Source organism: Comamonas sp. GB3 AK4-5, from assembly GCF_041320665.1.
In the GTDB taxonomy this organism is placed as follows: Bacteria; Pseudomonadota; Gammaproteobacteria; order Burkholderiales; family Burkholderiaceae_C; genus Comamonas.
On the sequence record NZ_CP166730.1, the window covers coordinates 3173374 to 3193120 of the forward strand.

17 protein-coding genes and 4 tRNA genes are annotated in these 19747 nt (G+C 64.0%); 7 read left to right on the plus strand and 14 right to left on the minus strand.

The window, feature by feature from the left end; genetic code table 11:
- Positions 1–148 precede the first annotated feature (148 nt).
- Entirely contained in the window at positions 149–703 is a 555-nt protein-coding gene (locus ACA027_RS14345; RefSeq protein ID WP_370678891.1) for a DUF2889 domain-containing protein, read from the plus strand.
- A gap of 282 nt (positions 704–985) precedes the next feature.
- On the opposite strand, the gene ACA027_RS14350 is transcribed toward ACA027_RS14345, so the two are convergent.
- The 3 genes from ACA027_RS14350 to ACA027_RS14360 all read right to left on the minus strand — a co-directional run bounded on the left by ACA027_RS14350 (position 986) and on the right by ACA027_RS14360 (position 3458).
- The gene (locus tag ACA027_RS14350) at positions 986–1219 is read right to left on the minus strand and encodes a VF530 family DNA-binding protein (protein ID WP_370678893.1); all 234 of its coding nucleotides are present in this window, start codon (positions 1217–1219) and stop codon (positions 986–988) included.
- A 76-nt stretch (positions 1220–1295) separates the two neighbouring features.
- Complete coding sequence (locus tag ACA027_RS14355) at positions 1296–2354, minus strand: MBL fold metallo-hydrolase (RefSeq protein WP_370678894.1); 1059 nt, start codon at positions 2352–2354, stop codon at positions 1296–1298.
- 222 nt (positions 2355–2576) lie between these two features.
- On the minus strand, positions 2577–3458 hold the full coding sequence (locus tag ACA027_RS14360; RefSeq protein ID WP_370678895.1) for a LysR family transcriptional regulator: 882 nt from the start codon (positions 3456–3458) through the stop codon (positions 2577–2579).
- Between the two features lie 139 nt (positions 3459–3597).
- On the opposite strand from ACA027_RS14360, the gene ACA027_RS14365 reads away from it, so the two are divergent.
- The 3 genes from ACA027_RS14365 (at position 3598) to ACA027_RS14375 (ending at position 6051) form a co-directional block, all read left to right on the plus strand.
- Positions 3598–5121, plus strand: coding sequence for an MFS transporter (locus tag ACA027_RS14365; RefSeq protein ID WP_370678896.1), 1524 nt, complete (start codon positions 3598–3600; stop codon positions 5119–5121).
- Between the two features lie 11 nt (positions 5122–5132).
- A complete protein-coding gene (gene speG, locus ACA027_RS14370; RefSeq protein WP_370678897.1) occupies positions 5133–5660 on the plus strand; it encodes a spermidine N1-acetyltransferase in 528 nt (175 codons plus the stop codon).
- 64 nt (positions 5661–5724) lie between these two features.
- On the plus strand, positions 5725–6051 hold the full coding sequence (locus ACA027_RS14375; RefSeq protein WP_370678898.1) for a tetratricopeptide repeat protein: 327 nt from the start codon (positions 5725–5727) through the stop codon (positions 6049–6051).
- A 42-nt stretch (positions 6052–6093) separates the two neighbouring features.
- On the opposite strand, the gene ACA027_RS14380 is transcribed toward ACA027_RS14375, so the two are convergent.
- From ACA027_RS14380 to ACA027_RS14390, 3 genes are all read right to left on the minus strand, one after another.
- Complete coding sequence (locus ACA027_RS14380) at positions 6094–7419, minus strand: (Fe-S)-binding protein (RefSeq protein WP_370678899.1); 1326 nt, start codon at positions 7417–7419, stop codon at positions 6094–6096.
- Between the two features lie 152 nt (positions 7420–7571).
- Entirely contained in the window at positions 7572–8369 is a 798-nt protein-coding gene (locus ACA027_RS14385) for an IclR family transcriptional regulator (RefSeq protein ID WP_370678900.1), read from the minus strand.
- A 27-nt stretch (positions 8370–8396) separates the two neighbouring features.
- On the minus strand, positions 8397–9383 hold the full coding sequence (locus tag ACA027_RS14390) for a Bug family tripartite tricarboxylate transporter substrate binding protein (protein WP_370678901.1): 987 nt from the start codon (positions 9381–9383) through the stop codon (positions 8397–8399).
- A 141-nt stretch (positions 9384–9524) separates the two neighbouring features.
- On the opposite strand from ACA027_RS14390, the gene ACA027_RS14395 reads away from it, so the two are divergent.
- Complete coding sequence (locus ACA027_RS14395) at positions 9525–10883, plus strand: amidase (RefSeq protein ID WP_370678902.1); 1359 nt, start codon at positions 9525–9527, stop codon at positions 10881–10883.
- A 408-nt stretch (positions 10884–11291) separates the two neighbouring features.
- Positions 11292–12278, plus strand: a complete 987-nt coding sequence (locus ACA027_RS14400; protein ID WP_370682592.1) for an NAD(P)H-quinone oxidoreductase — start codon at positions 11292–11294, stop codon at positions 12276–12278.
- Positions 12279–12284: 6 nt separating this feature from the next.
- Here ACA027_RS14400 and ACA027_RS14405 read toward each other — a convergent pair whose 3' ends face one another.
- The gene (locus tag ACA027_RS14405; RefSeq protein WP_370678903.1) at positions 12285–13199 is read right to left on the minus strand and encodes a LysR family transcriptional regulator; all 915 of its coding nucleotides are present in this window, start codon (positions 13197–13199) and stop codon (positions 12285–12287) included.
- A 259-nt stretch (positions 13200–13458) separates the two neighbouring features.
- On the opposite strand from ACA027_RS14405, the gene ACA027_RS14410 reads away from it, so the two are divergent.
- Positions 13459–14409: a 2Fe-2S iron-sulfur cluster-binding protein gene (locus ACA027_RS14410; protein ID WP_370682593.1), complete on the plus strand. Its 951-nt coding sequence runs from the start codon at positions 13459–13461 to the stop codon at positions 14407–14409.
- Between the two features lie 128 nt (positions 14410–14537).
- Here the strand turns inward: ACA027_RS14410 and ACA027_RS14415 are convergent.
- From ACA027_RS14415 to ACA027_RS14445, 7 genes are all read right to left on the minus strand, one after another.
- Positions 14538–14612: transfer RNA gene (locus ACA027_RS14415), tRNA-Val, on the minus strand.
- A 37-nt stretch (positions 14613–14649) separates the two neighbouring features.
- A tRNA-Val gene (locus tag ACA027_RS14420) sits at positions 14650–14724 on the minus strand.
- Positions 14725–14761: 37 nt separating this feature from the next.
- Positions 14762–14836, minus strand: a tRNA-Val gene (locus ACA027_RS14425).
- Positions 14837–14873: 37 nt separating this feature from the next.
- Positions 14874–14948 (minus strand) — tRNA-Val (locus ACA027_RS14430).
- Positions 14949–15143: 195 nt separating this feature from the next.
- Positions 15144–16760, minus strand: a complete 1617-nt coding sequence (locus tag ACA027_RS14435) for a DHA2 family efflux MFS transporter permease subunit (protein ID WP_370678904.1) — start codon at positions 16758–16760, stop codon at positions 15144–15146.
- 33 nt (positions 16761–16793) lie between these two features.
- A complete protein-coding gene (locus ACA027_RS14440) occupies positions 16794–18125 on the minus strand; it encodes an efflux RND transporter periplasmic adaptor subunit (protein ID WP_370678905.1) in 1332 nt (443 codons plus the stop codon).
- Between the two features lie 100 nt (positions 18126–18225).
- Positions 18226–19692, minus strand: a complete 1467-nt coding sequence (locus tag ACA027_RS14445) for an efflux transporter outer membrane subunit (RefSeq protein ID WP_370678906.1) — start codon at positions 19690–19692, stop codon at positions 18226–18228.
- Positions 19693–19747 lie beyond the last annotated feature (55 nt).

The following is a 19747-nucleotide window of genomic DNA, read 5'->3' on the forward strand; positions in this document are numbered from 1 at the left end:
TGACAAATAGCGGACAGCCCGCCGCCCACTTTCCCGGTAGGATGCAAGCCCCAACCGGCTTGCACGCAGCCCCTGCGCGCTGTAGCCGCTATCAAATTCATAAGGCCTGCCCGCTGTGTACCGGCAGGCCCTCAGCCCCACGCTTCACATGCCACTGTCTGCCCCGGCGGTTGCCCGCCAACCCCAGCATATTCGCCGCACCCATTTCCACAGCTTTGTCCGCGAGGACGGGCTGTGGGACATCGAAGGCGAGCTACTCGACACCAAGGCCGTCGACATTCCCTTTGTGAACCGAGAAGGCATACGCAAGGCCGGCGACCCCATACACCACATGCGAATACGCGTGACCGTGGACACCCAGCTGGTGGTGCAATCCATAGAAGCAGCCATGGACGCCCACCCCCTGGGCGGCTGCCCTGCGGCCCTGGCATCCATGCAAAAAATGGTGGGCTGCAGCATGGCCCGCGGCTGGCGAAAATCCATTGAAGCCAACCTGGGCAGCGTGGCCGGCTGCACCCATATGCGCGAGCTGCTGCAGAGCATGGCCACCGCCGCTTTTCAGAGCATCGTCGGCGCCTTCAGCACCCAACCGAACGAGCCGCCCCGTTACCTGGGCCAGTGCAAGGGCTGGGACTTCAACGGCGCGGGCGTGGCCGAGTTTTTCCCACAGTTTGTGGGGTATAGAAAGCCTGGAACCCCCTGAGCGGCGCGGCCGGCGTAGGCCCTTGCGCGGTGCCCTGGTGTGGGCGCCCAGACTTCATACGCAGCGCCATGCACCACTGGATGCCAGATTAGGACTTGCAGCCGGCCGGAGCGGGCCTGAAAAATTCAGTGGGCACTGAACCCCACCCCACAACGGCCAGACAGCGCTTGCGGCGCGACGCGCGCCTGCAGACAGTATCCCGATACGGCAAGGGCGCGCAACAAAGCATCAAGCGCTGTATGGCCGCCACAAAACAAGACGCGGGCAAAGCCCAAAGCTGATTCAGCCGTGGCGGCGCAGCGTCTGCAGGTACAAGGTCTCCACTTTTTCGCGCGCCCAGGGGGTCTTGCGCAGCAGGCGCAGGCTGGAGGTGATGCTGGGCTCCACGCGAAAGCAGTGCAGCTGGATGCGCCGTGCCATGCCGTCCCAGCCGTAGAAATCGACCAGATCGGTCAGCATGCGCTCCAGCGTGATGCCGTGCAAAGGGTTGCGGGGTTGCTGCTCAGGGCTTGTCATGCCGCGATTGTCGCGCAGCAGCGGGCGGCCAGCTGAGTCAAGGCTTTTGCCGGTGGCCGCCGCATCTGCTTTAGCGTCAAGCTCCTGCCCTTGCCGGCATGAGTGCCTGCCACCAACGCTCGCCCTCATGCGGTGTGTTCAGATCCAGGCGCTCGCCCATCATGGGTGTGGCAACGGCCACGCCCTGCGCCTGACCCAGGGCCAGCACCTGCTCGAAAGGATCCCACCAGGCATGCATGGCCAGGCTGAAGGTGCCGTTGTGTATGGGCAGCAGCCACTTTCCACCCAGGTCTTGGTGGGCCTGCACGGTCTGGGCCGGGTGCATATGCACATAGGGCCAGTGTTCGTTATAGGCACCGGTTTCCATCAGCGTGATATCAAACGCGCCAAAGCGCCGGCCGATCTCGGTAAAGCCATCGAAATAACCACCGTCGCCACTGAAGAAGATGCGCAGCGGCTGGGCACTTTCCAGGTCTTCAATCACCCATGAAGCCCACAGCGTGCGGTTGCCATCGCGCACGCCCCGACCCGAGAAATGCTGGGCCGGCGTGGCCGCGAAGCGCAGGCCATCGACCTCGGCGCTTTGCCACCAGTCGTACTGCTGCACCTTGGCCGCCGGCACACCCCAGGCCTGCAAGCGGTCACCCACGCCCAGGGGGCAGAGAAAGACCTCGGTCTTGGCCGCCAGCGCGCGCACGGCAGCACGATCCAGGTGGTCATAGTGATCATGCGATAGCAGCACGCCACGCAGTGCTGGCAGCTCGTGCAGAGCAATCGGGGGGGTATGAAAACGCTTGGGCCCGAAAAACGGCAGCGGCGAGACGCGCTGGGCAAACACCGGGTCGGTGATCCACCAGCCACCGCGCAGCTTCATCAGCAGCGTGGAATGGCCTATGCGGTAGAGACTGCGCTCGGGCGCTGCATCCAGCTGGGCCCTGGTGAGCGGCTGCACCGGCAGCGCCACATCCGGCTCGGCATGGCGGGGCTTGTTGAAAAAGAAGTTCCACAACACCTTGGCATCGGGCTTGGGGCCCTGGGCCGGCCGGGGGTGGATGTTGCGAAAGCGTCCGCCCGCAAACTGTGGCGACTGCGTGTAATCCGCAATGGGGGCACGAAAAAGGCCGTCAAATTTCATGGCAATCCTGGCGGCACTGCCGCAAGCACTTTGCCTGCGACCTGTGCAATAAGAGCGTATTCAAAGGCCACACGGGGCCCTGGTCTCACTTGGGGGCACACATGGGCGATGACAAGGCATGCGGCCGCGCAGCGGCAGCCTCATCTAAAAACATGAGCTTTCTGTGCTTATGCAGCAAGGCTTTGCACCGGTTTCGATACCAATGCTTACCTACAGCACGGCTCAAGCACCGGCTTCTGGCATCAGCAGCTCGGCCATGCGCTGCTGGATCCACAGCACACAGCCATCCAGCACTGCGCCCTGCAGGCTGAGCATGCGCACGGCCAGCGGCGGTGGTTTGAGGTCGGCGCAGTGCAGCACGGCAATGCGTTCGCGCGCGCCACCGTACTCGATGATGTTGCGCGGCAAGATCGCCCACCCCAGGCCATCGGCCACCATGTCAACGGTGACGTAAAAGCTGTCGCAGCGCCACACGCGGGGGCTGTGCACCCGGTCCGGCACGCCTTCGATGTGCATCACCAGTTGGCGCAGGGCGGCCAGCTCCTGGCGGCTGACCACCTGCTGCCTGGCCAGCGCATGGCCGCGCGCCACGCACAGCATTTGCGGCACACCGGCCACATAGCGCTGGCTGAAGTCACTGCCCACCGGCCCCCAGTCAAAGTGAAAAGCCAGCTGCGCACGCTGGGCCTGCACATCACGCGCCACCTGGGCCGCCGTGCCGTTGAGCACCGTCAGCTCCAGCGCCGGATAGCGCTGGGCCAGCTCACCCAGCAGCTGGCGTATGGGCTGGTAGGGCATGGCCTCGTCCAGCGCCATGGTCAGCGTGGCCGATGGCCCATCCACCAGCGACTGGGCGCGCAGGTTCAGCGCCTGGGCCTGGTCCAGCAGGGCGCGCGCTTCCAGCAGCATCACCTGGCCGGCCGGGGTCAGCCGCACGGCGCGGCCGGAGCGGTCAAAAAGCTCCAGGCCCAGGTCGGCCTCCAGCAGGCCCATGGCCATGCTGATGGCGGACTGCGCACGGCCCAGACGGCGTGCGGCCAGCGTCATCGAGCCGCAGTCGGCCACGGCCACGAATTGGTTGAGGCGTTCCAGTGTCCATTCCATGCATCAATTTTACTGATATCTCCAAACTTTTATAAATCAACGAATTGATGAATCATTCGTGATTCAAAAAGACCGCAAGCCTGCTGGATGGCATGGGTTTCGACCAGCGCTGCCGTCTTTTCATGCAAGGATTTTTCTTATGTCGACCACCCAACGCATGGCTGCGCCCGCCGCAGCCCCAGCCCATCGCTGGCTGGTGCTGGGCATCGTCTCCGTCGCCCTGATGCTCATCGTCATTGACATGACGGTGCTCTACACCGCGCTTCCGCGCCTCACCCACGATCTGGCAGCCACCGCCTCGGCCAAGCTGTGGATCGTCAACATCTACGCCCTCGTCGTATCCGGTCTGCTGCTGGGCATGGGCTCGCTGGGCGACCGCCTGGGCCACAAGCGCCTGTTCATGGCCGGCCTGGTGGTGTTTGGCGCCGCTTCGCTGCTGGCCGCTTTTTCGCCCGACTCCGGTGTGCTGATTGCCGCGCGCACCCTGCTGGGCGTGGGCGCTGCCATGATGATGCCGGCCACGCTGTCGCTGATCCGGCTGAGCTTTAGCGACACCCGCGAGCGGGCACTGGCCATCGGCATCTGGGCCTCGGTGGCCTCGGGTGGTGCGGCCTTTGGCCCCGTGGTCGGCGGCGTGCTGCTGGAGCATTTCTGGTGGGGCTCGGTGTTTCTGGTCAACGTGCCCATCGTGCTGCTGGCCCTGCCACTGGCCTGGCGCTATGTGCCCCACAGCGTGGGTGACCGCAGCCACCCCTGGGACTGGCAGGGCAGCCTGCTGGTCATGGCCGGCCTGGTGGGCTGCACCTATGCCATCAAGGAGGCCGGCAAGGTGGCTCCCGACTGGGCCCTGGCCGCATTGACCCTGGTGGCCGGTACCGCCCTGCTGGGCGTGTTTGTGCGCCGCCAGCGGCGCAGCGCCCACCCACTGCTGGACCTTTCCCTGTTTGGCAACCCCGGCTTCAGCATGGCCGTGCTCACGGCCCTGGTGTCGTCGGCGGCGCTGCTGGGCATGGAGCTGGTGTTCAGCCAGCGGCTGCAACTGGTCGAGGGCTATTCCCCGCTGGAAGCCGGCCTGGCCATCGTGCCGCTGCCACTGGCGGCCTTTGTGGCCGGCCCCATCGCCGGCCGCCTGCTGCACCGCTGGGGCAGCGGCCCGCTGCTGGCCCGTGCCCTGCTGTTGTCCGGCCTGGGCATGGGGGGTTATTGGCTGGTGCACCAGGGCGCCACGCACTGGCAGGCGCTGAGCCTGGCCGTGCTGGGCCTGGGCATTGGCGCGGCGATGACCGCCGCCTCTGCCACGATTTTGATGAGCGCCTCGGCCGAACGCGCCGGCATGGCCGCCTCGGTGGAAGAGGTTTCGTATGAACTGGGTGGTGCCCTGGGCGTGACGCTGATGGGCAGCTTGCTGTCCGCCGTCTATGCTTGGCAGCTGCACCTGCCCACTGACACCACCTTGCCCGCCATGGTGCGTGACAGCCTGGACGAGGCCTTGCTGGCCGCCGAGCAACTGCCACACTCCGTGGCCGAACCCTTGGTGCTTGCGGCACAGACCGCTTTTGACCACGGCTACACCGCCGTGCTGCTGACGGCCACCGCCCTGCTGCTGCTGGCAGCGGTGACCGTGCACCTGCGACTGCGCTCCGGCGCTCCCGCTGCACATTGAAAGGATTGCCCATGACCACCATTCGCCTGCGCCCGCTGGAGCGCGAAGACCTGCGCTTTGTGCACCGGCTGGACAACAACGCCAGCGTCATGCGGTACTGGTTCGAGGAGCCCTTCGAAACCTTTGACGAACTCACAGCCCTGTACAACGACCACATCCACGACCAGGGAGAGCGCCGCTTCATCGTCGAACATGAAGCCATGCCTGCCGGCCTGGTGGAGCTGGTCGAGATCGATCTGGTCCACCGCCGCGCGGAGTTCCAGATCATTGTCGCTCCCGAACACCAGGGCAAAGGCATTGCAGCCCAGGCCACCCGCCTGGGGCTGGACTATGGTTTCAAGGTACTGAACCTGCACAAAATCTATTTGCATGTGGACCAGGAGAACGCCAAGGCCATCCACATCTACACCAAGCTGGGCTTTGTCCCCGAGGGCGAGCTGGTGGACGAGTTCTTCTCCAACGGCGCCTACCGCACCGTGCTGCGCATGTACCAGCTGCAGACACATTACCTGGCACAGCCCCACAACGCACAGGCTTGATGCCACCGCCCCGTCCACCACGGGCCGGGTGCTGGCACCATGGGGCCGAACAGGAGAGAGCACCATGAACCCCATGACCCAACGCCTGCAGGCCCTGCTGGATGCAGGCAAGGAAACCGCCCTGCTGCGCCTGACCCTGGGCAAGGCCGCACTGGACGACGAACAACCTGCCGCCGCCCGTGAACACCTGCTGCGCGCCACGGCGCTGGACCCGCAGTACTCCGTGGCCTGGAAGCTGCTGGGCAAGGCCGAGCTGGCCCTGAACCAACCCCAGGCCGCACGCCAAGCCTGGGAGAGCGGCCTGGCCAGCGCCCAGGCCAAGGGAGACGCCCAGGTGGAAAAAGAGTTGGGGATTTTTTTGAAGCGGCTGGACAAGCAGGCAGCGACTTGAACGCCCACTTGCTGCCGGGTGCGCCCTCTCCCCTCAGCGGCCTCACTCCTCAGGTGCGAAGCTGCACAGACCGCCGCGCCACTCGGCCATGGCAAATATTTCAGGCAACACCTTAGCAAGCTCGTCCGGGTCCATGTCGATGCCATTGGCCTCCAGCAACGGCTGGGCCTCGTTGACCATTTCCCGGTAATCAGTGCGCCCGCGGAACTGCTCCAGCGTGTCTTCATACGGTTCCATACCGAGTGCGCGCACCAACAAGTCCGCATAGTTCAGCACCTTGAAACCATGGGCCGCACCATCGGATGCCAGCTGACGGTGGCAGGCATGGTAGAGCGAGACCAGAGCATCCACATCGTCCTGTTTGCAGCGCGCAATCGTCTGGGCTCGCACATGTTCCTTGAGTGCCGGTGCGCGCTCAGCGCTGGAGACTCCACACATATAGCCCGGCTCCTCGATTTCTTCCACGATGGTCAGGCCGGGAATGGACCGCATCAGCCGCATCACGTTTTGCCCCACCTCATGCATGCCATGGTGGGTATGCACCACCACGCGCAGGTTCACCGCTGTCGTGAACAGCCTGTGCAGCTCATGCTCACGCTCGATCAGGTATTGGGTAATGTGGTCAAAATCAAAGCTGACGGAACGGAAATCCTTGATGGTCTCAGACAAATGGATGTTGCACGAAGGACACCAGTTCAGCACCTTCTTCGGCTTGAAGCTGCCAAAGCGGTGCAGCGTTTGCTCGCTGACCTTGCCTCCACGCTGCAAATCACCCTCCCACTTGCTGTAGATAACTCCACAGCATGATGCCGGCCCCCCCATGACTTCGTAGTTCACGCCCAGCGCGTCCAGCACCATCATGGCGTTGAACAACAGCTGTGGTGTTCGCACCGGATTGCAGCCGGTGAAAAACACCACATCCACATCCCTGGGTTTTTTCAGCTTGAGCAGGCGTGCCGCGTCTTCTGGCACCAGTTGCATGGCCACCAGAATGCGAATGGCACGGGCCATCTTCTGGAACATATGCGGTGTGGGCTGGGTACGCGCCGAGATCTCCGCATTCGCCAGCATGAGCATGCGGCGCGGATTGATCTCGACCGGACATGCGGGAATGCATTGGTCGCATCCGTTGCACTGATAAGCCCAGAGCGCCGAATCGGTGCGCATGGGCCGGCTACGGTCCTGCATAAAGTCGAGCACACCCGTGACCACCTCCGCGGGATGCGCGGCGGACAAAGTGGCGTCGAAAGGCACCACCGGACAGACCTCCACGCACTTGCCACAGCGCGTGCAGTTGGAGAGCAGAGCCTCCCAGGAATTGGCGTAGAAGGAGACGAGGGATTGCGGGGTCGTTGATTGGGTTTCCATGATGCTTCTCGGATAAGCATGCGCACCGCCTCCATGCGAGCGGGCGCAGTTGCAGCGCACGGTTGCGAATTCTGTGCAGGTGCTGCGGAATTGGGGAAATGACTTGAGTCCTGCGGGGAATCGCTAGCACTGTCCCGCGGGCTCTGGAGCATCTACAGCCTGGACTCGATGGTGTGCACTGCCGACTCCAGCAACGGCACAATTTCCTTGCTGCGCGGAGGCCGCATGCGCTGCACGCCCGAGGCGATGCTGAGCGCGGCAAAGGCCACGCCATCCACCGGATTACGTATGGGCAGCGCAAACCCACCGACGTTGTCGATGTAGTCACTGGCAGTGAACGCAAAACGGTCTCTGGCCGTACGCTTGACCATCAGGCGGATGCGCTCGGCCGCAAGCAGACCGGTTTCGCGATAGCGCATACCGTTGGCGCGCATGATGGCCTCCCGCTCGGACTCTGGCAGTGCCCCCAGAATGGCGATGCTGCTCAACCCCACTCCCAGTGGACGGCGCGAGCCTATATCCACGGGCATGGCCTCCACAGCATATGCCCCCGACTGTCTGTCCAGGCACACGGTGTCCAAGCCGCTGCGCATCACCAGAAATACGCATTCGCCGGTCTTTTCTGCAAGCTGGCTCACAGTGCCGGCGCACAGCTCGCGCAAGCCCAGACGCGGAAACGCGCGCAGCCCCATCTCATACGCAAACGGCCCAAGAAAGTAACGCCGCACGCCCGGCGCATGCACCACCAGCCCTTCGTCCGCCAGCGCACCCAGCAGCCGGTAGGCCGTGGCCCGGGTCAGCTCGCAGCGCTCAGCCAGCTCCCCCGCGCCCGCGCCCTGTTCTCCCACCCGGGCAAGCTCGCGCAAGAGCTGTACGGTACGACGAAAGCTCTGTGTTCCTGCCGAAGGACCTTTTTGCAAGAGCAGCATAGGATTGGGGTGATAAGACATCAGCGCACCACCATTGTCACTGGCTCGTCACGGTTTCTGCTTAAGACCTAGTTTTTGGATCAGAGATCCCCATTGCAGGGACTCACGCTTAAGCCGCTCAGACACCTGCGCAGGACCTTGCACCGCCACCACTGCCCCCAGTTCGGCAAAGCGCTGCTGCATCTCCTTGGTGCTGACCACCTGCTCCACATGCGTGCGCAATTGCTCGATGACGGGCTTGGGCGTCGCCGCGGGCGCATAGACCCCGAACCAGTTGACGGCTTCGTAGCCGCTCACACCGGCCTCGGCCACAGTGGGGACATGGGGCAACTCGGCCACACGGTTGCGCGAGGTCACCGCCAGGGCCTTGACCCGACCAGCTTTGACCATGGGCAAGATGGTGGGCAATACTTCCAACGTGAAATTCACTTGACCACCCACCAAGTCCTGGACTGCAGGCCCGCTGCCCTTGTAGGGCACATGAACAGGCCGGCCTCCGGTGCGCGAAAGCAGCAGTTCCATGGCCAAATGCGGCAAGGTACCATCGCCCGCCGAGGCATAGGACAGCTTGGACCCCTCCTTATTCACCAGAGCGATGAACTCGCTCAGATTGTTCACTGGCAGCGAGGGATTGACGGCCAGTACCAGGGGGGATTCTGCAAACTGGATCACAGGGGCAAAGTTGTCAACCTGCACACGCGACTTTTCCAAAGTGTGGGGCACGATGGTGAACACGCTGGGCACCGTGGTCAGCAGCGTATAGCCATCGGCGGGCGAACGCGCCACCTGCTCCGCGCCGATCATGCCTGCTGCCCCTCCCTTGTTCTCCACAATAAAGGGCTGGCCCATGGAATCCGAAAGACGCTGTGCCAGCACACGACCAAGGATGTCGACTGGACCTCCTGGAGAGTAGCCCACGATGATGCGCACGGGCTTGTTGGGATAGGTTTGCGCCGTAGCGGCCTGCATGGAAACAGCCAGAGGTAGCGCCAGGCACAGCCGGGCAGAGAGCTTGAAAAACGTGGAGCGAAGCATGAAAAATTTCCTGTGTTTGAAAGCGAGCGCAGTCTTTCACAGCCGCCGTTGTGTGCAAAGCGGCGACTGAAACTGTCCACATCCTGAGACGACCATGCTGCGTGCTACCGTGTGCGCCTTTTTCCATCTCCCCACCCCGCCATGCACACCATCACCGACCTTCTGCGCCAGCTTGACAAGCGCCAGACCAGCGCCATCGCGCTCTTGGAAGCCTCTCAACAGCAGGCACAGCACAGTGCCGACTTGAACGCTCTGGCGCATGTGGATTGGGATGCCGCCATGGCCACGGCCAGTGCCTGCGATGCAGCCATGAGCGCAGGAAAACCACGCGGCGCGTTGCACGGTATTCCGCTGTCAATCAAGGATTTGTACCCTGTTCGTGGCATGCCCACGCGTGCCGGAACCCGTGCCACCCTGCCCACGGATGCGCAGCCGCAAGCCACGAACGAGGCCTTGCTGGTCTCACGCCTGCGCGCCGCCGGAGCAGTCCTCTTCGCGAAGGCCAATATGCACGAAATCGCACTGGGCTCCACCGGGGAGAATGTCTGGACCGGCGACGTGAAAAACCCCTTCCACTCGCTGCACCAAGCTGGCGGTTCCTCCAGTGGATCGGGCGTGGCCGTAGCCTGCGGCATGGGTTTGGCCAGCGTCGGCAGCGACACCGGTGGCTCGGTGCGCATTCCGGCCAACTTCAGCGGTGTAACCGGCTTCAAGCCCACCCATGGCGCCATCCCACTCGATGGTGCCCTGCCTCTTTCCTGGACATGTGACCATGCAGGCCCGCTCGCGCACAGTGTGCAAGACTGTGCCCTGCTGTTCGAAGTGATGGCCGCACGCAGCCTGAGCACCGTGCGCATCGCCCGCACACCACGCTTTGCCATTCCCGCAACATGGCTGCGCGGTCGTCTGTCGACTCAGGTTCGCGAACAGTTTGAGCACACCTGCGCCCGACTCGCAGCGCTGGGTGCCCAACTGTTCGAGGTCGCCACGCCCCGCCTGTCCCAGGCATCACAGTGCTTTACCGACATCGTCCAAGCCGAAGCGGCCTGGGTGCATCGCGATGCGCTGGCCCAGAACGACGCCGGCTTCTCCGAGCTCGTCACCCCCTCGCTTGCGCGCGGCCGGACGTTGAGCGCCAGCACCTATATCGATGCCTTGCAGACGCGGGCCGCCATAGCGGAGGAGCTCGATGCAGTGCTCGCCGGCTGCGATGCTCTGCTGCTGCCCACGGCCTGCGTGCTGCCCCCGCTGCGGGGACAAACCGAGGTGCAGGTCGAAAGCGGCAGCATGACGGTCCGCGAGGCCGTTCTCGGCCAGACACTGCCGTTCTCGCTGGTGGGCGTGCCAGCCCTGACGATTCCCACGGGCTTGGTCGACGGCCTTCCCGTCAGCCTGCAGGTGGTGGCCGCACGTGGCGCGGACGACGCGCTGTTGCAGCTGGGCCAGTGGCTGCAGGCCCAGGTGGGGCAGCGCCTGGCACCGCCGTCAGCCATGGCCTAAGCGCGTGTTTACGATCTCCTCGCGGCACGCCAGCGTCTTTGCGGGATGGGATGCAAGGCGCGACACCACAGCAATAGCCGCGCTATTGCGAGGATTCGCAACACAGTAGACCCCCGCAAAGACACCGGCCCGAAGGGTTTGAGCGAAATCGGGCTATTTTCTAGCGCTGAATCTTGCTTGCACTCCGGTGCAAGTTGCGCCCCATCGACTTGAACGCATCCCGATTGCGCTCCAGCGCGCCCACCATAGCGCGGCGCGTCTCACCATGTGGATGTTTTGCGCCCGGCGTTGACGCTGTGCCGAGGCCTGCGGCCTACTCCGCGCCAAGCCACTGAGGCACAAGCCTGGGTGGCGTTGTCATTGAATGGATAGCACTTCAAGGAGAGTTAAATGCCCACGCCTACCACCATGCGCCGCATCTGCCACGGCGACGGCGGCCCACCCGACGTGATGCAGCTGCACAACAGCCCCATCCCAGCGATACAGTCCCACGAGGTTCTGATACGCGTAGCCTATGCCGGCGTGAACCGACCCGATGTGCTGCAACGAAGCGGCTCCTACCCCCCTCCCGCAGATGCTTCCCCCGGCCTGGGCCTCGAAGTCTCCGGCACCATCGTGCAAGTAGGCTGCGAAGTGCAGGATTGGCAGGTCGGTGATGCCGTCTGTGCACTCACCAATGGCGGAGGCTATGCGCAATATGTGGCGGCCCCTGCGGGCCAGGTGCTGCCCGTGCCGCCGGGCGTCTCGATGCTAGAGGCTGCGGCGCTGCCGGAGAACTACATCACCGTGTGGAGCAATATGGTCGAACGCGGGCGGCTCACGCAAAACGAACGCTTTCTGGTGCATGGCGGCTCGTCCGGCATCGGCCTGACCGCTATTCAGATTGCCAAGGCCCTGGGTGCCACCGTCTACACCACTGTGGGCAATGCGCAAAAGGCCAACGCCTGCGAGCGTGCGGGCGCAGATGCTGCCATCAACTACCGCGAACAGGACTTTGTGCAGGTCCTACTCGAACTCACCCGAGGCCAGGGCGTCAACCTGATCCTCGACATGGTGGGCGGCGACTATATAGCGCGCAATATCGCCAGCCTGGCGCTCGAAGGCAGGTTGGTGCAGATTGCCTTTTTGCAGGGCTCCAAGGTGGAGGTGGACTGGCTGACACTGATGACGCGCCGCCTCAGCTACACCGGCTCCACGCTGCGCCCGCGTTCGGCCACCGACAAGGCCCGTACCGTCGCCGCGCTGCGGCAAGAGGTGTGGCCACTGCTGTCACAAGGCCAGGTCAGGCCGGTGATCCACCAAGTGTTTGAGCTGGCCGATGTGGCCGAGGCCCACAGGCTGATGGAGTCCTCCTCCCATATCGGCAAGATCATGCTGAGCGTACCCCAGGACTGACGATGTTCAACCGCGCCAAGGTGTGATGCTACCGGATGCCAGCGCTTGCACCAGGGCATCGCGGAACCTCCGAACCACGGGCGAGAGAGAGGCGTTGCGGCGATAAAAAAGCCGCAACCCGCTTTCGAAGGTCGCACCCTCATACGGCAAGGCCACCAGGTCCTTGCCCGCAGGGCCTTGCAGCACCTGCTCGGTCATGATGGTGACGAGGTCGCTTTCGCGGATGAGCGTGGTCAGCAGCGAGGTGGAGACCACAGTTTCGATGGCAATCCTGGGCGTGCCCAGCGCCTGGTCCCGGTAGAACTGCTCGGCAAAACGCCGCATGCCGTGACCCGGTGGAGGCAGCAGCCAGCGCGCTTCGGCCAGCGCCGGCAGCGCCTGCAGGGCCGAGCACAGAGGATGGCCCCGGCGCCCGGCAAAGTGGTAACGCTGACGGCCGAGGTCATCCGAATGCAGCTCGGGCGGCACCGCCTCCTGCGGATAGCAAAAGGCCAGATCGATTTTCCCCTCGATCACCTCTTCGATCAGCAGGCTGGAGACCTGGAGCGTGAGACTGAACGAAACATCGGTCTCATGGTCCGCATATCGAGCCATCAGCGGAGCGAACACAGTCTCCAGTAGCGTGGGCACAGTGCCCACACGAATGCGACCGGAGCTCGCGGAACGTGCCACTGCCATCTCTGCATAGGTCTGCGCCACCGAGTCCCGCACCGCAGCCGCACGCTCGAGCAACACTTGTCCCGCTGGCGTGAGCTCCACACCACGGCCACCACGATTGATCAGCTGAATGTCGAACTCCGCCTCCAACCGCTGGACCAGCTTGGTGACAGCCGACTGCGTCATGCCCGACTTCTGGGCGGCGCGATGCAGATTGCCGGTCTCGGCAAGCGCGGTGAATACACGCAGATCTTCGATTCTCACTTGGCAAATGCTCCGAACAAATGGCTCTCGCTCACTGTACGTGAGATTGCCATCCATACCGACAGCGGATGGCGCCATGCGCACAAGCATTCCTTCACGGAATCGATTTGTGCACTGACTTCCGCTGCTGCCACCAACAATCCGCCCCATGCCACAACAGCGCCTCATTTCAGGAGAAATCACAATGACCACGAGCACGCTCGCCATCCCAAGCAATACAGAAACGGCCTATGCCACAGCCTCGGGCCGGCACACGGTCATGGTGGACACCATCCACACCATCTGCCCCGGTGTGATCAGCATCGAGCTGAGCCCCACGTCCCCGCAACAGCTCTTACCCCCCTTTGCGGCTGGTGCACACATCGATCTACACCTGCCCAACGGCCTGGTGCGCAGCTACTCGCTGCACAACGCCCCCGGCACTGCCAACCGCTACGCCATCGGAGTGCTCCATGACAGCGCCAGCCGCGGCGGCTCGCGCTGGATTCACGAGCAACTACACGCTGGCGATCAAATCACCATCTCCGCTCCGCGCAACCACTTCGCCCTTAACGAAGCCCAGGAGCAAACCTCCGTCTTTGTCGCCGGAGGCATCGGCGTGACCCCCATTCTCTCCATGTTGCGCAGGTTGATGCAGCTGGGAAAAACTGCACATGTTATTTACTGCGCCCGCAGCCGCAGCAGCGCTCCTTTTCTGGACGATCTTTCGCGACTGGCCAGCGCCAGCCTGACACTGCACACACATTTCGATGACGAGGCCGGCGGCCCACCGAATCTCCAGACCTTGCTGGCAACCCACCGCAAAGACGCACACTTCTACTGCTGCGGCCCTGCTCCCATGCTCAACAGCTTCGAGGCCAGTTGCACGGCGCTAGGTCTGACCCATGTGCATCTGGAACGCTTCAAGGCCGAGGCCTGCACAGCGCCTCCAGCAGCGCTCAACGGTCTGTGCACAGTGGAGTTACGCAAAAGCGGTCTGACCTTGGAGCTGCCTAAGAACCAGCCAACCCTGCAGGCACTGCTGGATGCCGGAGTGGATATCGAGTTCAGCTGCGAGGAAGGTGTCTGCGGTGCCTGCGAGACACGCATCCTCGAAGGTGAGGCGGAACACCGCGACAGCGTGCTGAGTGGGGCGCAAAAAGCGGCGCAAAAATCGATGATGGTCTGTGTATCGCGCTGCCGCTCGGATCGCATGGTGCTGGACTTGTGATCCTACCCCAGGCATGGGTGCAAGCTTTGGCCTGCGCCATGCCAGCCACCGCCCTGAATGCAAAGGTTGTAGAAACTCCAGAAAACAAAAAACCCTCTTGAACCAAAGATTCAAGAGGGTTTTGCTATTGGTGGGTGATACATGGATCGAACATGTGACCCCTGCCGTGTGAAGGCAGTGCTCTACCGCTGAGCTAATCACCCAAACCACCCTGGCAAAACCAGGACAGCTTAGAAAAACTGGTGGGTGATACATGGATCGAACATGTGACCCCTGCCGTGTGAAGGCAGTGCTCTACCGCTGAGCTAATCACCCAAACCACCCTGGCAAAACCAGGACAGCTTAGAAAAACTGGTGGGTGATACATGGATCGAACATGTGACCCCTGCCGTGTGAAGGCAGTGCTCTACCGCTGAGCTAATCACCCAAACTACCCTGGCAGAACCAGGACAGCCTAGAAAAACTGGTGGGTGATACATGGATCGAACATGTGACCCCTGCCGTGTGAAGGCAGTGCTCTACCGCTGAGCTAATCACCCTTTCCAACCTTCTCAATACAAAGCATTGCACTGATCCGGCGAAGCTGAAATTCTAGCATTAACTTTCACCCCTTTTGGGAAAACCCGGTTTTTTGCTGTCATACCGTCGGAACGACAGTCCCCTCTGCGGCGAAAAAGCCTGCCGTATGCACGGCAGGCTTTGGTGTCGAGGCGCAGTAGCTGGGCCCTGCCTGCTCAATGTGCCCCGCCGACGTCAGCCGCACCCGCATATCCTGCGGGGCGTTTGGTCAGCCAGATCAACACGATCAGCGCCAGGAACAGCATGGACGAAGCCCAGAAGATATCGTCCGCCGCCAAGGTAAAGGCCTGCTGGTCAATCAAGCGGTTGATCTGCAGCAGCGCCTGTTCCTGGCTCAGGCCTACGGCCTGCAGCTGGTTCAGCGTGATGGCAAATGTCCCCTGCCCTTGGACCAGGGTTTCGGTCAGATGGGCATGGTGCATGGCCGCCCGGTTTTCCCACAGCGTGGTGGCAATCGAGGTGCCCATGGCACCGGCCGTGATGCGCACAAAATTCGACAGGCCAGCCGCCGCCGGAATGCGGTCCGGCGTCAGGCCGCTCAAGGTGATGGTGGTCAGCGGAATGAAGAAGAAGGCCATGGCCGCGCCCTGGATCAGCGTGGGCACCAGGATGTGAAGAAAGTCGGTCTCCACCGTGAAGTGCGAGCGCATCCACAGCACCAGGGCAAACACGATGAAGGCCCCGGTGGCCATCCAGCGCGGGTCCCAACTCCCCACTTTCTTGCCCACCAATGGCGTCAGCACAATGGCCAAAATACCCACCGGTGCCAGCGCCATGCCGGCCGAAGTCGACGTATAGCCCAGCCATTGCTGCAGCCACAGCGGCAGCAGCACCACATTGCCAAAGAACACGCCATAGGCAATGGACAGCGCCAGCGTGCCGGCGGCAAAGTTGCGGCGCATGAACAGGCGCAGCTCCACCACGGGGTGGGCATCGGTCAGCTCCCAGACGATGAACACCGCCACGCTGACCAGAGCCACCACGGCCATGGTGATGATTTCGCCGGACTCGAACCAGTCCAGCTCCTTGCCCTTGTCCAGCATCAGCTGCAGCGCCCCCACCCACAGCACCAGCAGCGTCAGCCCTATGGTGTCGATGGGCAGCTTGCGCGTGGCAGTTTCACGCTGGCGGTAAATGCTCCAGGTCAGCAGCGCCGACAACAGCCCCACCGGCACATTGATATAGAAGATCCACGGCCAGGAGATGTTGTCGGTGATCCAGCCGCCCAAGAGCGGCCCCATCACCGGCGCCACCAGCGTGGTCACCCCCCATAGCGCCAGCGCCGTGCCGGCCCGTGACGTGGGGTAGCTGGACAGCAGCAGGGTTTGCGACAGCGGGATCATGGGCCCGGCCACCAGCCCCTGCAGCACGCGGAACAGAATCAGGGTTTCCAGCGAATCGGCAAAGCCACACAGCCACGAGGTCAGCACAAACAGCAGCACGCTCATGGTGAACAGCCGCACCGCGCCAAAGCGCTGTGTGAGCCAGCCCGTCAGCGGCACCGAGATGGCATTCGCCACGCCAAAGCTGGTGATCACCCAGGTGCCTTGGCTGGGACTGACGCCCACATCGCCCGAGATGGCCGGAATGGCCACGTTGGCGATGGACGAGTCCAGCACATTCATGAAGGTCGCCAGCGACAGCGCCAGCGTTCCCAGCACCAGCTGCGCGCCCTTGAGGGGCTCGGGCCGGGCGGGTATGGCGGCCGGTGGAGAGGAAGGGATCGGTGGCGCGGGCTGGTCGCCCGCTGCCGCCGTGGTCGAAGAAGTCATACGCCATGCGCTCCAGATTGAAGGCCGCGGGGCTTACGGTGCAGCCTTGGCGGCCACGGGCGCAACAGCGGCCGACGACTCTGGCGCGGGCACCGATGCGGGTGCTGCGGCTTGCTGAGGCGCTGGTTCAGGCAGCTGCGTCAAGGCCGGAACGGTCTGGCCGGCCACGATGCGGGCAATGCGCGCCTCGGCCTGGGGCATGGCCATGTCATACACCGCGGTCTGGGCCACGGGTTCGGTGCGCGGCGTCTGCGCCAATGCGCTGCCACTCTGGTCGCGCACTTCCACCTGCGCATCCATGGACAGGCCTACGCGCAGCGGGTGCTGGGCCAGGTCTTCCGGCGACAGGCTGATGCGCACCGGCACACGTTGCACCACCTTGATCCAGTTGCCGGTGGCGTTTTGCGCCGGCAGCAGCGAAAAAGCCGCGCCCGTGCCTGCGCCCAGGCCCACCACGGTGCCGTGGTAGACGGTTTTGTCGCCATACACATCGGCCTTGAGCTCGGCCTTCTGGCCTATGCGCAACTGGGCCAGCTGGCTTTCCTTGAAGTTAGCGTCCACCCACAGAGCATGCAGGCCCACCACCGTCATCAAGGGCGCGCCTGCGGCCACACGCTGGCCCAGCTGCACGCCACGCTTGGCCACATAGCCTTCCACGGGCGCCAGCAAACGGGTGCGTTGCAGCGCCAGATAGGCCTCGCGCACCTTGGCGGCAGCGGCCAGCACGCTGGGGTGTTCTGCGGCGGTGCTGCCCTGGGTCTGGGCCTCGGCCGCCACCAGCTGGGCCTGGGCGGCGCGCACGGCAGCATCGGCGGCGGTCACTGCATTGCTGGCGGTCTTCAGCACGGTCTGGGCATGGTCAAACTCTTCCTTGCCCACGGCCCCCGTAGCCGTGAGTGGGCGACGGCGCTCCACATCGTCCTTGGCGCGGGCCAGATCGGCCTGCAGGCGCAGCAGATCGGCCTGGCGCTGGGCCACCTGGGCCACCAGCGGGGCGTTGTTGGCATACAGGGTGCGCACCTGGCGTACGGTCTGTGCCAGCTGGGCCTCGGCCTGGGACAGAGCCACCAGCGCGTCGGCCGCGTCCAGCTGCACCAGCAACTGTCCGGGTTTCACATAGTCGGTGTCATCCGCACCGATGCGGATGACGGTGCCCCCCACCTGGGGCGTGATCTGCACCACATTGCCCGCCACATAGGCGTTGTCCGTGGTCTGGTAGTTGCGGGCCACCATCCAGTGCCAGCCCCCCCAGCCCAGGGCAGCCACAGCCACGGCGGCGGCCACGATGATCAGGCCCTTGCGACGGCCCTGGGGGTTGGCGGCAGGTGCGGCCGCAGTGGGAGAAGTTTTGCTCGTATCGGTCATGGTATTTGGCGCTTTGTTATGTCAATCAATGGTTTTGCGCCCGGGGTGGTGCCTCCCAAAAGTGGCCCACCCGGGAAAAGTCTGCGGCGGCAGGGCCGCTTCAGCGTTGGCTCAGCTGCACCTTGGCGGTGTCGTCCTGCCAGCCTCCACCCAGGGCCTGCATCAGCACGATGCGGGTGTCCAGCTCGCGGGCACGCAGGTCCACGGCCAGGCGGCGCTGGGCAATCACCTGGGTTTCGGTGTTCAGCACCACCACCTGGCCCGTCAAGCCGGCCTGGTAGCGCTGCACGGCAAAGTCGTAGGCGCGCTCGGCCTTGGCCAGGGATTCGGCCTGCAGCTGCTGCTGGCGCTGCAGCGATTGCGCCGAGGCAATGCCGTCGCCCGCCTCCTTCACGGCCTGCAGCAGCACGCCGTTGTACTGGGCGATGGAGAGGTCCAGATCGGCCTGGGTGCCGCGCAGCTGGGCACGCAGGCGCTTGCCATCAAAAATCGGCAGGCGCAAGGCTGGCGTCACGCCCAGCTGGCGCGAGCTGCCCTTGAACAGATTGTCAAAACCCAGGGCCGACAGGCCGACAAAAGCCGTGAGGTTGATGTCCGGGTAAAAGTCGGCCTTGGCACTGTCTATACCGCGCGTGGCCGCCTCCACCCGCCAGCGTGCGGCCACCACATCCGGGCGGCGGCCCAGCAGGTCGGCGCCCAGCACCGTGGGCACGGCCTGCAGCTGCAACTGGGCCAACCGGGGCGCCAGCGCCCGCTGGGCATCCGGCGCCTGGGCGCACAGCACGGCGATGGTGCGGCGCACCAGGGTGATTTGCTCGTCCAGCATTTCCACCTGAGTGCGGGCATCGGGCAGACCGGCCTGGGCCTGGGTCAGCTCCACCTGGCTGTCCAGCCCGGCGGCCGTGCGTTGCTGGCTCAGGCGCAGCAGCGACTGGCGCTGGGCCAGCGTGCGCTGGGCTACCTCATGCTGGGCCAGCAAGCGGGCCAGGGCCACATAGTTGCGCGCCACCTGCCCGGCCAACTGGGTGGCAGCGGCAGCGCGGTCGGCCTGGGCCGCACGGGCCTGGCCCAGGGCGGCCTCCAGCTCGGCACCATGCTTGCCGAAGAAGTCCGGCGTCCACGACAGGCCGGCACTCAGATTGGCGTTGTTGTAGGTATTGCCGGCGACAGGCGCGGGGACCAAGCCATTGGCGGTGTAGCGCTGGCGCGTGGCGTCGGCGCTGATGCTGCCGCGCACATCGGTAGCGGTACTGCTGGCCGTGGCCAGAGCCATGGCCTTGTCCAGCCGAGCCTGGCTGGCGGCCAGGCTGGGGCTGTCCTGCAGGGCCTGGGCGATCAACTGGTTCAGCTGGGCATCACCCAACTGGGCCCACCACTGTGCAGCAGGCAGGATGGCGGCATCGGCATCGGCATCGGCACCGGGCGCCGCGCTGTGCAGGCCGAGCTGATCGGGCGTCAGGCTTGCCAGGGGCGCATGGGCCGGGCCTTGTGAGGCACAGCCGGCCAGCGCCAGCGCCACCAGAGCGCCCAGCCAGGGACGAGGAATCAAACGGGGGAATGCTTGCATGGTGAAAAAGGAAAGCAAAAAAGGCAAACAAGAAATGGGGGCATGCCGAGCGGCA

Excerpts from the sequence above, each read along its gene's own strand:
- ACA027_RS14345 (WP_370678891.1), top strand. The coding sequence starts at position 149 with ATGCCACTGTCTGCCCCGGCGGTTGCCCGCCAACCCCAGCATATTCGC.
- ACA027_RS14350 (WP_370678893.1), bottom strand. The coding sequence starts at position 1,219 with ATGACAAGCCCTGAGCAGCAACCCCGCAACCCTTTGCACGGCATCACG.
- ACA027_RS14355 (WP_370678894.1), bottom strand. The coding sequence starts at position 2,354 with ATGAAATTTGACGGCCTTTTTCGTGCCCCCATTGCGGATTACACGCAG.
- ACA027_RS14360 (WP_370678895.1), bottom strand. The coding sequence starts at position 3,458 with ATGGAATGGACACTGGAACGCCTCAACCAATTCGTGGCCGTGGCCGAC.
- ACA027_RS14365 (WP_370678896.1), top strand. The coding sequence starts at position 3,598 with ATGTCGACCACCCAACGCATGGCTGCGCCCGCCGCAGCCCCAGCCCAT.
- speG (WP_370678897.1), top strand. The coding sequence starts at position 5,133 with ATGACCACCATTCGCCTGCGCCCGCTGGAGCGCGAAGACCTGCGCTTT.
- ACA027_RS14375 (WP_370678898.1), top strand. The coding sequence starts at position 5,725 with ATGAACCCCATGACCCAACGCCTGCAGGCCCTGCTGGATGCAGGCAAG.
- ACA027_RS14380 (WP_370678899.1), bottom strand. The coding sequence starts at position 7,419 with ATGGAAACCCAATCAACGACCCCGCAATCCCTCGTCTCCTTCTACGCC.
- ACA027_RS14385 (WP_370678900.1), bottom strand. The coding sequence starts at position 8,369 with ATGTCTTATCACCCCAATCCTATGCTGCTCTTGCAAAAAGGTCCTTCG.
- ACA027_RS14390 (WP_370678901.1), bottom strand. The coding sequence starts at position 9,383 with ATGCTTCGCTCCACGTTTTTCAAGCTCTCTGCCCGGCTGTGCCTGGCG.
- ACA027_RS14395 (WP_370678902.1), top strand. The coding sequence starts at position 9,525 with ATGCACACCATCACCGACCTTCTGCGCCAGCTTGACAAGCGCCAGACC.
- ACA027_RS14400 (WP_370682592.1), top strand. The coding sequence starts at position 11,292 with ATGCGCCGCATCTGCCACGGCGACGGCGGCCCACCCGACGTGATGCAG.
- ACA027_RS14410 (WP_370682593.1), top strand. The coding sequence starts at position 13,459 with ATGGTGGACACCATCCACACCATCTGCCCCGGTGTGATCAGCATCGAG.
- ACA027_RS14435 (WP_370678904.1), bottom strand. The coding sequence starts at position 16,760 with ATGACTTCTTCGACCACGGCGGCAGCGGGCGACCAGCCCGCGCCACCG.
- ACA027_RS14440 (WP_370678905.1), bottom strand. The coding sequence starts at position 18,125 with ATGACCGATACGAGCAAAACTTCTCCCACTGCGGCCGCACCTGCCGCC.
- ACA027_RS14445 (WP_370678906.1), bottom strand. The coding sequence starts at position 19,692 with ATGCAAGCATTCCCCCGTTTGATTCCTCGTCCCTGGCTGGGCGCTCTG.